10 protein-coding genes are annotated in these 13,623 nt (G+C 65.1%); 8 read left to right on the top strand and 2 right to left on the bottom strand.

The window, feature by feature from the left end; translation table 11 throughout:
- Positions 1-386 precede the first annotated feature (386 nt).
- The 5 genes from SM753_RS10695 (at position 387) to SM753_RS10675 (ending at position 6,412) form a co-directional block, all read left to right on the top strand.
- Positions 387-1,844, top strand: coding sequence for a sulfatase (locus SM753_RS10695; protein ID WP_323191592.1), 1,458 nt, complete (start codon positions 387-389; stop codon positions 1,842-1,844).
- A 77-nt stretch (positions 1,845-1,921) separates the two neighbouring features.
- Positions 1,922-2,104, top strand: a complete 183-nt coding sequence (locus SM753_RS10690; RefSeq protein WP_135533868.1) for a DUF1450 domain-containing protein — start codon at positions 1,922-1,924, stop codon at positions 2,102-2,104.
- Positions 2,101-3,684 carry a sulfatase gene (locus tag SM753_RS10685; protein ID WP_323191591.1) on the top strand — a complete coding sequence of 528 codons (1,584 nt, stop codon included), beginning with the start codon at positions 2,101-2,103 and terminating at the stop codon, positions 3,682-3,684. The genes SM753_RS10690 and SM753_RS10685 overlap by 4 nt, the downstream gene beginning before the upstream one ends.
- Positions 3,684-4,139: a DUF2243 domain-containing protein gene (locus SM753_RS10680; RefSeq protein ID WP_323191590.1), complete on the top strand. Its 456-nt coding sequence runs from the start codon at positions 3,684-3,686 to the stop codon at positions 4,137-4,139. Before SM753_RS10685 ends, SM753_RS10680 begins: the two co-directional genes overlap by 1 nt.
- Before the next feature lie 152 nt (positions 4,140-4,291).
- A complete protein-coding gene (locus SM753_RS10675) occupies positions 4,292-6,412 on the top strand; it encodes a PAS domain-containing protein (protein WP_323191589.1) in 2,121 nt (706 codons plus the stop codon).
- 67 nt (positions 6,413-6,479) lie between these two features.
- Here SM753_RS10675 and SM753_RS10670 read toward each other — a convergent pair whose 3' ends face one another.
- The gene (locus SM753_RS10670; RefSeq protein WP_323191588.1) at positions 6,480-9,137 is read right to left on the bottom strand and encodes an MMPL family transporter; all 2,658 of its coding nucleotides are present in this window, start codon (positions 9,135-9,137) and stop codon (positions 6,480-6,482) included.
- Positions 9,138-9,359: 222 nt separating this feature from the next.
- On the opposite strand from SM753_RS10670, the gene SM753_RS10665 reads away from it, so the two are divergent.
- The 3 genes from SM753_RS10665 to SM753_RS10655 all read left to right on the top strand — a co-directional run bounded on the left by SM753_RS10665 (position 9,360) and on the right by SM753_RS10655 (position 13,069).
- Positions 9,360-10,121 (top strand): helix-turn-helix domain-containing protein, encoded by a 762-nt coding sequence (locus SM753_RS10665; RefSeq protein WP_323191587.1) that lies wholly within the window; start codon positions 9,360-9,362, stop codon positions 10,119-10,121.
- Positions 10,122-10,438: 317 nt separating this feature from the next.
- The gene (locus tag SM753_RS10660) at positions 10,439-11,692 is read left to right on the top strand and encodes an inorganic phosphate transporter (protein WP_323192077.1); all 1,254 of its coding nucleotides are present in this window, start codon (positions 10,439-10,441) and stop codon (positions 11,690-11,692) included.
- Between the two features lie 171 nt (positions 11,693-11,863).
- Positions 11,864-13,069, top strand: a complete 1,206-nt coding sequence (locus SM753_RS10655) for an inorganic phosphate transporter (RefSeq protein ID WP_323191586.1) — start codon at positions 11,864-11,866, stop codon at positions 13,067-13,069.
- 11 nt (positions 13,070-13,080) lie between these two features.
- On the opposite strand, the gene SM753_RS10650 is transcribed toward SM753_RS10655, so the two are convergent.
- The gene (locus tag SM753_RS10650) at positions 13,081-13,512 is read right to left on the bottom strand and encodes a universal stress protein (RefSeq protein ID WP_323191585.1); all 432 of its coding nucleotides are present in this window, start codon (positions 13,510-13,512) and stop codon (positions 13,081-13,083) included.
- Between the last annotated feature and the right edge of the window lie 111 nt (positions 13,513-13,623).

The raw sequence follows: 13,623 nt of genomic DNA, 5'->3' as shown, positions 1-13,623 counted from the left end.
ACGACGTCGCTGGGATCGGTCAAACCCGACGAGTTCGGATTTTCCGGCCTCCTGCCGAGGAGTAGTGCCGACCGCGAACGCCGTCGGCTGGGGACACGGGGTAGCGAGACCGGGCAGACGGGTCGAATATCTGACGCATGACTGCAGTACGGCTGACAGAACGGATCGTAGCTGTCGCGGCCTGAGACGCCGATTAATCGCCGATTTCCCGGGTCCCTCTCCGCGCCGATATGTTCTCAGACGCGCCGACGACGGACAGAGCGACGCGAAATCACCCCCCGGCACCCATATCAGATATATTATTAACTGATAATCACAGGCGTCGTACCCGATATCTGGCACGTGGCAAAAATATTAACCGTGTGATTCTCATATCTGATAACGAAATGGGTGGGGGGACAAACGTAGTGCTCGTCGTCGCGGACACGACGAGATACGACGATGCACTGACTGCGGAAGTGGCACCGAACATCACCGAACTTGGGAGTAAGGGGACGACGTTCACGCAGGCCATCTCGCCTGCACCGTGGACGCTCCCCTCGCATGGGTCGCTGTTCACTGGAACGTACCCGTCGAAACACGGCGCGCACGCTGGACACGAACGGCTGGAAGACCGGTACCCGACGCTGCCGGAACTGTTCCGGTCTGCCGGCTACGATACCGCCGGAGTGTCGGGGAACACCTGGGTCAGCCAGGAAGGCGGGTTCGCCCGCGGGTTCGACGAGTTCCACCAGACTTGGCAGTTCGTGCAGTCGGAGACGGCGATGGGCGAACTGGTCGAGGTCACCGAGGAGAGCCGAGTCCGGGCCGTCGGGCGGAAGCTGTTCGACGGCAACCCGCTGACGAACGCCGCCAACGCCGTCTACCGGACGCTCGTCCGAGAGCGCGGCGACGAAGGGGCCGAACGCGCGACCGACTGGATCGAGAACTGGGTCGGTGAGCGGGACGGCGACGACCCGTTTTTCCTGTTCGCCAACTACCTCGAACCGCATCTGGAGTATCGCCCGCCGAAGCGACTGGCCGAGCGGTTCCTGCCTGACGGCGTCTCCTACGCGGAGGCGATGGACGTGCCCCAAGAGCCCTGGGAGTATCTCGCCGGAACTCTCGAACTGAGCGACCGTGACCTGACGGTCCTGCGGGCGCTCTACCGGGCGGAGATAGCGTACCTCGACGAACACGTCGGCAGGGTTCGGGACGCCCTGAAAGCCGCGGGAGAGTGGGACGACACAGTCTTCGTTCTCGTCGGCGATCACGGGGAGAACCTCGGCGAACACGGTCTGATGGACCACCAGTACTGCCTCTACGACACGCTGTTGCACGTCCCACTCGTCGCCAGCGGGGGCGCGTTCGACGGCCGGGGAGAGGACGACCGTCTGGTCAGCCTCGCCGATGTCGCGCCGACGCTGCTGGACGCCGCCGACGTCCCGGCGACGACGGCGCGCCGGGAGTTCCAGGGGCAGTCGTTTCATCCGGACGCCGACGCCGAACGCCACGAGTACGTGTTCGCGGAGTACGTCCAACCGCAACCGTCGATGGAGGCGCTGGAGGAACACGTCGACGACCTGCCGGCGCACGTGTACGAGTACGACCGCTCGCTCCGGGCCGTCCGCTCGTCGGAGTTCAAGTTCGTCCGCGGGTCAGACGGGTCGCGCCAGCTGTACGACGTCGTCGACGACCCGGGGGAGACGAACGACCTCGTCCGACAGCGCCCGGAGCGAGCCGACTCGATGGAAACGGTTCTCGACGACTGGCTCCGCTCGTTCGAGTCGGCCGACACCGACGCCGACGTCGCTATCGAGGGCGACCGCAAGGCCCAGTTAGAGCAACTCGGCTACCTGCAGTGACGTTCGGGCCGGAAACCCGGCCGCCCGTAGCGAGTTGGTAAGTACCGTTTTACTTCCGGGCGTGAACCGTCGTCACTGTGATCGAGTACTGCCTGAACAACGTCGACGAGCGGACGAGACGCCTGCTTACTGACAGAGACGATACGCGGGAGGCGTCCTGTCTCGACCACTGCGGCCGGTGTTATCGGGACTCGTTTCTCGTCGTCGACGGAACGGTGGAAACGGGGTCGGACCACGAGGCGATACTCGACCAGCGATGAACGTCCTGTTGCTCTCTATCGATAGCCTCCGCCGGGACTTTCTCACGGCGTATCGCGACACGCCGCGCTGTCTCGACTACGGCGTGGAGACGGACAATCTGGACCGCTTCGCCGAGAAGGCGATCACCTTCGACAACCACTACGCGGGGAGTCTCCCGTGCATGCCCGCCCGCCGGGAGTGGCTGGCCGGCGTTCAGGAGTTCCTCTGGCGTCCGTGGGGGCCGATGGAGGCCTACGACGACTCGCTGGCGGAACTGACCCGAGAGGCAGGAGCGCTGACGCACCTGATCACGGACCACTTCCACTACTTCCAGCACGGCAGCCACGGCTACTACGAGGACTTCAACGGCTTCGATTTCCTCCGCGGGCACGAGTACGACGCCTGGCGCACTGCACCGCGAGACCCGGACGAGCGCCTGTATCGCCAGTCCGCGGATCCCGAGACGGACCCGCCCCACGGCGTCGGCTACGTGAACCGGACGAACTACGCCCGCAACGCCGAGGCGCTGGGTCTCGGCGACCCGGACGCCGACGAGGAGAACTTCTTCGGCCCGCGCGTGCTTTCGCGGACGGCAGAGTGGGTCGGCGACCACGACGACTGGGACCAGTGGTTCTGCTACGTCGACAGCTTCGACGTACACGAACCGTTCCACTGTCCGGAGCCGTACGCCTCGATGTACACCGACGAGGACCCGGCTGACCCGGACCTGCCGTTCTGGCCCTACTACGGCCCGGTCGACGAGGGACAGAGTGAACTGTCCGAACAGGAACTCGACTTCGTCCGCGCGCAGTTCGCCGGGAAGGTGACGATGGTCGACCGCTGGTTCGGCCGCGTCATGGACGCCCTGGACGAGGGCGACCGCTGGGACGACACGGCGGTGATCGTCACCAGCGACCACGGCTTTTTCCTCGGCGACCACGGCTGGGTCGGGAAGAACGAACCGCCGTGTTACGACGTCCTCGCCAACACGCCGCTTTTCGTCTGGCATCCGGACAGCCCCCGGACCGGCGAACGCGTCGACGCGCTCACGTCCGCCGTCGACCTCTACGCCACGGTTCTGGAGGCGATGGACGCGACAGTGCCCGACGGAACCCACAGTCGAAGCCTCGCGCCGCTGATCCGCGGCGACGCCGAGGACCACCGCGACTACGCGCTGTACGGCTACTGGGGAACCTCGGTCAACGTCACTGACGGGCGCTACACCTACATGCACCCCTGTGACCCCGACGAGCCGACGGACTGCTTCTCCACCGAGATGATGAACGCGCGGCAGTTCGCCGTGCCGCGACAGCCGAAAACGGACGCCGAGGCCGGTCCGTTCCTGCCGTACACCGACTCGCCGGTGTGGCGGTACGACGCGCCGTCGACCCAGCAGAACGAGGCTCCCCTGCTGTTCGACACGGAGGCCGACCCCGAACAGACAGAGAACCTCGCCGCGGGGGCCGATCCGGGCACGGACGAGACGAGCGGCGACGATGGAGCGAGCGACCAGACGGAGCGGATGCGCGGCCTCCTCGTCGACGCGCTAGACGACTACGATGCGCCCGACAGCCAGTACGAGCGCATGGGACTGGACTGATGGGCGAGCGAGGCAGACTCGTGTTCGGCGGGGCCGTCGCCGGATTCGGCCTCGGTGGGGTCCTCGACGTTCTCGTCTTCCATCATCTCCTGGGGACCCACCACCTGCTGTCGAACTACCGCGACCCGGGGACGCTGTCCGGACTTCAGTGGAACGTGTTCTGGGATGGCGCGTTCGCGCTGGCGATGCTCGCCGTCACGGTGGCCGGTTCGGCCGTCGCGTGGGGGACGGCCAACCGTTCCGACGAGCCGCTGTCGCCGCGACGACTCGTCGGAAGCGCACTTGTCGGCGCAGGGCTGTTCAACCTCTTCGACGGCACCGTTGACCACTACGTGCTCGAACTGCACCACGTCGTCCACGGGACGGCACACTGGGACCCGCATTGGGTGCTTGCCAGCGTGCTGTTGCTGGCGGGCGGGGCCGCAGTTCTCGGCGCGGGCGAGAACAGTCGGTGACGATTGTCTTCTGTCGGCAACAGTTGACTCCTCTGAAAGGAATTCTGAAGAACGGTGAGAGACGAAAAAGCCGGAGGTCGTTGCTCGTAGACGCAACGCCGGCAGTTCGAGCTGTCACAATGGTTTTGTGATCGCGCTTGAACACTAGTGTGATGAGTGGCTCAATTCGGATCCTCCACGTTGACGACGATCCGAAGTTTGCAGACCTAACAGCGACCTTTCTCGAACGCGAGGACGACCGGTTTACCGTCGAAACGGCGACGAGCGCGACCGACGGACTGGACCGACTCACCGAGGAAATCGATTGCATCGTTAGCGACTACGAGATGCCGGTGACGAACGGTATCGAGTTTCTCGAAGCCGTCCGCGACGAGTACCCGGATCTGCCGTTCATTCTGTTCACGGGCAAAGGCAACGAGGAAGTTGCCAGCGATGCGATCTCGGCGGGCGTTACCGACTATCTCCAGAAGCAGTCCGGCACGCAACAGTACGAACTACTCGGCAATCAGATCTCGAACGCCGTCGAGGCGTATCACTCGAAGCGGACGTTGACGACGGATGAGACGACCGGCGAAGCAGAATCACTCTCCGCGGACGGCGACCGCGACCCGTACAGATCCGCCGGCGCACGCCCGACTGATTCCGCCGGGGATCGCATCGGCCTCGCGGGTCCCGGGCGTGATATCTCCGCGCGCCGGGAACGCGACTCTGCGCGCCGGGAACGCGAACGCGATCTGAAACGCCAGAAACGGCAGTTCGAGGCCGTCTTCAACAACCCGGTCTCGTTCGTTGGGATCCTAGATCCCGACGGCCGGGTCAGGCGGGCCAACGAACCGGCACGAGACTTCATCGACGTTCCGGTCGACGAGATCGTCGGAGAGCCGTTCTGGGAGACATCGTGGTGGGATCACTCGACGGAGCTACAGACCGATATCCAGGAGCGGATCGACCGCGCCGCCGACGGCGAGGTCATCCGATTCGACGCCGACCACTACGGACCGGACGGCGAAAGAGTCGTGATGGACGGGATGGTGTATCCGGTGACCGATACCGACGGTCGCGTCACGGCGATCGTCGCGACCGGCCGCGATATTACCGAGCAGAGAGAACGCGAGCACGTCCTCAAGGAGATACAGGAGGTAACCGCTGACGCGGACCGGTCGTTTACCGAACAGGTCGACGAGCTGCTCTCGATCGGTCGCGACGCGCTCGGTATGGCGTACGGGACCTTCTCGCGCATCGACGGCGACAACTACGTTATCGAGGCGATTCGAGGACCCCCCGGAGCGCCGGACCCCGGCCATTCGATGTCGCTTTCCGAAACGGTTTGCGAACGGACGGTGCGGAACGAGGAGGCGGTCGTCATCGAGGACCTCGAACGAGAGAGCTCGGAGTCGAGCGAGCGGGCCGAGTTCCTGGAGGCCGCCTGTTACATCGGGACGCCGGTGACCGCCGCAGGGGACGTGTACGGGACGCTGTGTTTCGCCGACGAGAGACCAGCCGACGAGTTCTCCGAATGGGAAATCACAGTCGTCGACCTGATAAACCAGTGGGTGAGTTACGAACTCACTCGCCAGAAGACGCAGGATCGGCTCAAACAGCAGAACGAACGGCTGGAGAGATTCGCAAGCATCGTCAGCCACGACCTCCGGAACCCGTTGAACGTGGCCGAGGGACGACTCGAGTTGGCTCGGACGGAGTGCGAAAGCGAACATCTGGACGACCTGGCGCAGGCGCTAGACCGGATGAGCGCGCTGGTCGACGACATCCTGGCGCTCGCACGGGAAGGCGAGCGGGTAAGTGAGACGGAAGCGGTCGATCTCGCGGCGCTCAGCGAAACCTGCTGGCGGAACGTCGAAACGCCCGGGGCGACGCTCGTCACCGACACCGACCGGACGATCCGGGCCGACCGTAGCCGACTCCAGCAACTCCTGGAGAACCTCGTGCGAAACGCCGTTGAACACAGTTCAGCCAGCAGTCGGCCAGCGGCCGACGACGCCGTCGACCACGGCGGCGAGAGCGTGGTCGTTACGATCGGCGATCTCGACGGCGACACCGGCTTCTACGTCGCAGACGACGGCCCCGGGATCCCCGAGGACGAACGCGAGAAGGTGTTCGAGAGCGGGTACTCGACATCGGACGAAGGCATCGGGTTCGGCCTCTCCATCGTCGGAGAGATCGCCAAGGCCCACGGCTGGGTGAGCAGCGTGACCGAAAGCGACGAAGGCGGGGCGAGGTTCGAGATCGCGGACGTCGAACTCGCCGAGGAGTAGAGTCACCGACCGAAGGACCGACGCCCAAGCGTCGTGTCTCAGTGTGAGTGGCGTCCGTCCAGTGCTATCACTGCCGGGACCGCCAGCGCGAGCGGGCCCGCTCTCGGAGGACCAGCAGGCTGGGGAGCATAGTGACGACGGCAGCGAAGGCAAAAAGGATGGCCAGCCCGGTCACGAGACCGAACCGCTGCAGCGGCGGCGAGAGCGCGAAGGCGAGGACGCCGAACGCGGCCGCCGTCGTCGCAGCGCTCGCCAGCAGCGTCCCGCCGGTACCGGTGAGCGTACTCCGGACGGCCGCATCAAGCGTATCGTGTTTCTCCCGCTCGTCGACGAACCGTTCGCCGGCGTGGATGCTGTAGTCGACACCGAGTCCGATCGCGAGACTCGTGATCACCGCCGTCTCACTGTTGAACGCGATGCCGAGTACCGACATCGCGCCGAGTAACCACGCCAGCGAGACGACGACCGGCACGAGTACCAGCGCACCGAGCGATAGCGACCGGTAGCGCGCCCAGAACAGGGCGGTCAGGAACACCAGAATCACGACCAGCGTCACCGCGAACGCCTCGACGAGCGTCTCCAGCAGAGCGTCCTGGATCACGGCCGTCGTGACCGTCCCGCCCGTAGCCACCGCGGTGATACCGGACGCATCGGCTTCGATCCGGTCGGCGTACGTTCGAGTGTCCGCCGCGATGGTCTGTGCCGATTCGTCACCCCGTACAGACACCAGCAGCCGTGCCGAGGTGACGGTCCCGCTGTCGTCGCGGCTGAGGACCTGCTGGGCCGTCTCCCGGTCGGCGTCGAACATCGCCGCGTACACCGCCGAGACGTTATCATCGGGCAGTCCGTCGCCGTCCCTGTCGTTCTCGTCGACTATCGCCGCGACCGTCTCGTTGTCTGCCGCGACATCCCGGATCGCCGTATGGGGGCCCTCGACGGCCGTCCTCCCGTCGGGCCTGACCTGAATCGAACTCCCGTCCGCGACGCCCTCGCTCGCGTTGTCGAGTGCCGTCAGCACGGCGGGGTCGGTTACATTGCCGCGTATCAGTACCTGTGACTGCCCGTCGTCACCCCGTAGCTGGAAGTTGTTGCTGAGATATTCGAAGTCATCGGCGATAGTGTAGCTGTCGGGTGCCAGCGGTCCCGGGAGGTACTGCGCCCACTCGGGCGCGTCCTGCGGGAGGAAGTCGGCCTGGTTGAACTCCGTGTCGATGGTCGTCGCACCGTACGCGCCCGTCGACGCCAGCAAGACCGCGACGACAACGATAGCGATCGGCGCCCGCAAGGAGAGGGCAGCAAGTCGGTCGAGAACGGCGTTCGCTCGTCCGCTCTCGACCCCGAAGGCGCTCTTTCGCCGATTCCAGCCGACCCGGTTTTCGATGAACCCGTCGACTTCGATCTTCAGCGCCGGCAGGAACACGCCGAAGGCGACGAACGTTGCGAAGATCCCACCCGCGCTGAGGACCGCGAAATCACGGATGGCCGGCAACGGACTGACAACGTTCGAGGCGAACCCGACGGCCGTCGAGACGGTTGCCGCGGCGAGTGCCAGCACGACGCTCCCGAACCCGGTCGCCATCGCAGCACGGATGCCCCGGCTCCGAGCCCCGTCGTCGGCTTCTTCATCGACACCGAGTTCGCCCTCCCGAGCCTCGCGGTAGCGCATGACGACGTGCAGCGCGTAGTCGATGCTCAGCCCGATGAGCAGGAACGGGACCGCGATGAGAATGACGTTCATCGGGATAGCGAGCCAGCCCATGATCCCCTGAAGCCACACCAGCACGACACCGATGCCCGCAAACGCCAGCAGGATATCCAGCAGGTCACGGTAGGTGATCGCGAGGACCAGCACGATGAGGACGAGCGCGAACGGCGTGATGATCGCGAAGCTGTCGCCCGTCGCTCGTGAGGAAGCGTCGTCGCGGACGCCCTGGCCGAACACGAACGCGTCGTCGAACCGGTCCTGAACCATGCTGTCGATGACCACCTGCGCATCGTAGGCCGCCTGGGGGTCTTCATTCTCTCCGGTGTCGTCTGTCTGTGCGATGAGCGTGAGCCGTGCCTCGGCGTCCGTCTCTCCCGGCTCGTAGCTCCGAGGCAGGAATTCGTAGGGGTCCTGTTCTCCGAACGCGTCACTCTCCGGGTCAAGGACCTCCGCCAGCAACTGCTCGACTTCTGTCTCGTCCCGGGATTCGAGCGCGTCTATCTGTGTCGCCAGCGACGGCGCGGCAGTCGGCGGCTGGCCGCCGGCCGCCGTTGCTGTCCTGGTGCCGTTCCCGCTCGTCGCCGATCCGTTCCCGCCGGTGTTCGACGACTGACTGTCACTACCGCCGCGGTCCTCGTAGACGGCCGCCGTCGCGACGACGTTTTCGATGCCGATGAACCCCCGCTCGGATAGCGTCTCGTTAAGTGTCCCGTTCGCCCTGATGTCCTGCTGGAGTCGCAATCCCGCCAGCAACGAGTCGCGAGTGAGTACGTCGCCGCTCTCGTTTCGGACGACCAGTTGCGCGGCGACGCCGTCGTCGCCCCCGTAGTTGCTCCGGACGTACTCCTGAGCGTCCGTCTCCTCCGCGTCGACGTCGAACCCGCCGATATCCTCCTCGCCCGCGCCGCCGAACGCCGCCCCCGCCGCAACCACACCCGTCACCACCAACACGCCGATGATGACGGACTTGCTGTACGTCGTTATCGTGTCCGCGTACCACTGCGAGAGATCCCCCGCCATACTCAGACCACTGTTCTACGCCACGGTGGTCGCCCGAACGTCCGCCGCGTTTGAGAGTCGTTTTCGCTCACCTGTGATCACTAGTTAGTCGTGTGTATCTCTCCGCATCATTATTAAGTGTTTGTAGATTTCTACAATATTTATCGACAACGGGTCGGGCGGGTTCGACCGGCATCGCAGGACTCAACGGAAATCGAGGCAAACGTCCCCTGAGGAACACTAATGAGTGAGCGCGAGGCGACCGACGCGTTGCGGACGCTAGGGCTGTCTAACTACGAGGCGCAGGTGTTCGTCGCTCTCCAGAAACTGGGGAGTGGCACCGCACAGGAAGTGAGTCAGCTATCAGAGGTCCCGCGGTCGCAGGTGTACGGAGCGGCCGACAGCCTCGCCGAACAGGGACTCGTCGAAGTCGTCGAAGCGTCGCCGAAAGCGTACCGGCCGGTTGCACTCTCGACGGCGCGCGAACTCCTCACCGAACGCCTCGAACGAGAGACAGCGCGGGCGTTCGACCGCCTCGAATCACTCCGTGCAACAGAGGCCGACCACGGCGAGGGACGGGACGTCTCGGTGCTCCGCGGTCGGCAACCGATCGACGACCGCATCGCCGCGCTGGTTCGGTCTGCCGACCACACCGTCGTCTTCGTCTCGCCGACGGCCGAGTCGATGACGCCGGACATCACGGATGCGCTTCGTGAGGCCGCCGGCGACGACGTCGACGTCACCGTCGTCACCGCAGACCACTCACTTGACGGTCGGTTCGCGTCCGGCCCCGTGAACGTCTTCGTTATGTCCGAGGACAACCCCGCCGACTTCGCCGGACGTGCGCTGATGATCGACGACCGCACCGTGTTACTCGCCGCCGAAACGGAAGACGAACCGGTCGGTGAGGAAGCGATGTGGACCGGCGACTCCAGCATCGGACGGATCCTCGCAGCGTTCATGCGGTCCGGCATGGAGTCCGGCCGCGAGCGACACGCCGAGTGATCCACCTATCCCCGTAATTCGAACCCCGCGAAGCGCAGGTCAGCGGCGGACTCCGTCACGAACCATGACGAACTCTCGCGTCTCACAACTGTCGGTTAAATACGGTCCGCCGGCTGTTGAACCGATAGGGGGAGAAGGAATGGACTCACCGGGGAAATGACACTACGGCTAAATCACGGGGATACGTCTCGATTCAAGTCGTATCGCGATCGCTTTGAAAGCTAGTTCGGAGTTGGACGGGCAGAGTAACACTCCACAGCACCGAATACGAATGAATAGGCCATTGTGTCTGGAACCGAAACAGTGTGGCTGACTTCATGGTCTCTCTGCTGGTCATCGTCGGTCTCCTCGTCGCCGCGTTCGTCGGGTTCAACATCGGCGGGTCGTCGACCGGCGTCGCTTTCGGACCGGCCGTCGGGAGCAAGCTAGTCAGAAAGGTGACCGCGGCAGCACTCTTCAGCGTGTTCGCGTTTCTGGGGGCGTGGACCGTCGGCCGCAACGTCATCGTGACGATGAGCGAGGGAATCGTGCCGGCCGCACAGTTCACCCCAGTGGCCGGCGTCAGGGTCCTGTTTTTCACCGGCCTCTCGCTGCTGGTCTCGAACCTCTACGGCGTCCCCGCCTCGACCTCGATGACGGCTGTGGGGGCGATCGTGGGGCTCGGGCTCGCAACGGACTCGCTCGACGAGGCGTTGATGTTCACGATCGTCTCCGCGTGGATCATCGCCCCGCTCATTGGACTCACTATCGGTGCAATCATCGGACGGTACGTCTATCCACAACTCGAAGCTCGACTGTCGTTTACGCGCCTCGAACGGCAGTTGATCCAGGTCGACCGCTCTGGACGGTTCCCCCGCATCCGGATCAACAGGAACGCGTCTCCGCGTGACCTCGTCGGATCGGCGCTGGTGCTCGGCATCGCCTGTTACATGGGCTTCAGCGCGGGGGCCTCGAACGCTGCGAACGCGGTCGCCCCGCTCGTCGGCAACGGATCAGTGACTGTCGACCAAGGTGTGCTACTCGCCGTCGCCGCCATCAGCCTCGGCGGATTCACTATCGCCAGGCGCACCCTCGCGACGGTCGGTGACGACATCACGGACCTCCCCATTCTGGCGGCGCTCATCGTCTCAACCGTGGGTGCGACGATCATCACCATCCTCTCGTACTACGGCATTCCGGCGAGCCTCGCGGTGAGCACGACCTGCTGTATCATCGGTCTCGGCTGGGGACGGGCGAGTCGCGCCGTCACACTCACGGAACTGGCCGCGCCGCCGTCCAAGACCGAACCAGGGCCGAATCTCACTACTAGCGCCCTCGCTACCTCCTCGGCCGAGGATGACAAACCAGGAGGGCCGACTGTGGGCGAACTCGCGTCCGGAGAGGCCCCGGACCCGGCGGATCAGCGCGACGACGCCCCGTCTGTCCCACCGATCGGCGAGGAGGACATTGAGGAACTGACCGCCGAGAGTCTGTTCGACCCGGCAGCGACAAGTCGAATCGTCATCCTCTGGATCCTCACGCCGACGCTTTCGGTCGTGGGATCGTATCTTCTCTTCGCTCTCCTCCTGTAACCGTATCTCCACGTACCGAGATCCACTTCGAAAGAGTGGGACCCGGAGTCCGTGAAAGCGTTCCGGGAAACGGTGCGTCTCTACTGTTGGACCCATCGGACGAACGTTTATCCCCGACTTTCCCGAAATGACAGACATGGATCGTCCTCCCGACCATGGAGGGCTCTGAGCATGGCGGGAGCCGTCTTCTGGGCGCTCGTCGTGCTGGCCACACTCACTAGCCTCGCCACGGCGTGGGCGCTCGGTGCTAACAGCAACTCGCCGCCGTTCGCCCCGGCGATCGGTGCCAACGCTATCTCGACGATGCAGGCGGCCTTTCTCATCGGTATCCTCGCCGCGCTCGGCGCACTCACCCAGGGCGGGGCGATCTCCGAGACGGTCGGAGCAGGGCTCATCAACGGCGTCCAGATCACGTCGCTGGCGGCGACGGCGGGGCTGCTGACTGCGACCGGGTTCATGGCCTTCGGCATCTACACCGGCTATCCGGTCCCGGCGGCGTTCGCGACTACCGGAGCGATGGTCGGCGTCGGGGTGTCGCTCGGTGGCGACCCTGCTATCGACACCTACCGCCGCATCGCACTCTTCTGGACGCTCGTCCCTCCCGTTTCGGGCGGGCTCGCCTATCTCACCGCCACTCTCCTCCGACGCGACGACATCCCGGAGACCGTCGGCGTGCCGGTGCTCGCGGCGGTCGTCGGCGGCATCGTCGCCAACGTCCAACTGGGGGTCATCCCCTCGCCGGCCGACGCAACTCAGAGTTCCGTCGCGGGGTTCATCGCGCGACAGGTCGATACACCGACGGTCGCTGGGGTCGACCCCCTGGCGGTGCTCGTGACGCTTGCGGTCGCCGCGGCGGGGTTCCGGTTCATCCGCCGACGGACCCAGGCGTCGGTTGAGGACGGCATCCGGACGTTCCTCATCGCCCTCGGGAGCGTCGTCGCCTTCTCCAGTGGCGGCAGTCAGGTCGGGTTGGCGACCGGCCCGCTCGAGAACCTGTATGGGGCCGAGCTCGGGCTGCCCGGCATCGTCCTACTGGCGCTCGGCGCAACCGGTATCCTCGGGGGCGCGTGGATGGGCGCGCCCAAGTTGCTTCAAGCGACCTCCCGCGAGTACGCGCAGTTGGGGGTCAGGCGCTCCATCGCCGCGCTGGTTCCCGGGTTCATCATCGCACAACTTGCCATCGCGCTGGGGATCCCTATCTCGTTCAACAACATCATCATCTCCGGCGTTATCGGCGGCGGGCTCGCCGGCGGTTCGGCAGGCGTCTCCCGCCGGAAAATCGGCGTGACCCTCGCGTTTTGGCTCATTACGCTCGCCGTCTCTACTGTGGTCGGGTTCGTGCTATACAGGGTCTTCGCCGCGGTGCTCGGCGGGTGAGGAGAACCGGGTCAGCGGACGACAGTCACGGACACGGGAGCCTCGCCGACGACGCTCGTCGCCACGGTTCCGAGCAACCGACGAGAGATATCGCTCCGCTCCCCGCCATGCCCTCCCATCACGACGTGGTCAACGTCGTTGGCGGCGACGTATCCCAGGATCGCCTCGGCCGGATCACCAGTGACCACCGCTGTCTCGATCGTTCGGTCGGCCTCGGTAGCCTGTGCTCTCGCCCGTTCGATGACGCGGTCGGCCCGGTCACGTGCGTTCTCGCGACGATCCTCGCCGGGTGCGAGAATCCCTCCCTCACTCATCGCCGCGTCGATCGGTGTCACCACGTTCAGGACAGTCACCTGACAATCGAAGAGTTCGAGCGCCTGCCCGAATGCCTCGTCCGCCAGCGGCGACCCGTCAAGCGGGACGAGGACGTGCGATGGCGCCATAGGGCACCTTGCATCCGCTCACACATATCGGCAGTGGTCGTCCGCCACACGGGTGGCGACGGTGGAAGACGGACCCTTGCTACCGAGGCGAGGAAACATTCCTGAGACGAA

Origin of the sequence: Halostella sp. PRR32, from assembly GCF_034808085.1 — an archaeon.
Lineage (GTDB): Archaea > Halobacteriota > Halobacteria > Halobacteriales > Natronoarchaeaceae > Halostella > Halostella pelagica.
This window is presented reverse-complemented; position numbering and strand designations above follow the sequence as displayed.

Excerpts from the sequence above, each read along its gene's own strand:
- SM753_RS10695 (WP_323191592.1), top strand. The coding sequence starts at position 387 with ATGGGTGGGGGGACAAACGTAGTGCTCGTCGTCGCGGACACGACGAGA.
- SM753_RS10685 (WP_323191591.1), top strand. The coding sequence starts at position 2,101 with ATGAACGTCCTGTTGCTCTCTATCGATAGCCTCCGCCGGGACTTTCTC.
- SM753_RS10680 (WP_323191590.1), top strand. The coding sequence starts at position 3,684 with ATGGGCGAGCGAGGCAGACTCGTGTTCGGCGGGGCCGTCGCCGGATTC.
- SM753_RS10675 (WP_323191589.1), top strand. The coding sequence starts at position 4,292 with ATGAGTGGCTCAATTCGGATCCTCCACGTTGACGACGATCCGAAGTTT.
- SM753_RS10670 (WP_323191588.1), bottom strand. The coding sequence starts at position 9,137 with ATGGCGGGGGATCTCTCGCAGTGGTACGCGGACACGATAACGACGTAC.
- SM753_RS10665 (WP_323191587.1), top strand. The coding sequence starts at position 9,360 with ATGAGTGAGCGCGAGGCGACCGACGCGTTGCGGACGCTAGGGCTGTCT.
- SM753_RS10660 (WP_323192077.1), top strand. The coding sequence starts at position 10,439 with ATGGTCTCTCTGCTGGTCATCGTCGGTCTCCTCGTCGCCGCGTTCGTC.
- SM753_RS10655 (WP_323191586.1), top strand. The coding sequence starts at position 11,864 with ATGGCGGGAGCCGTCTTCTGGGCGCTCGTCGTGCTGGCCACACTCACT.
- SM753_RS10650 (WP_323191585.1), bottom strand. The coding sequence starts at position 13,512 with ATGGCGCCATCGCACGTCCTCGTCCCGCTTGACGGGTCGCCGCTGGCG.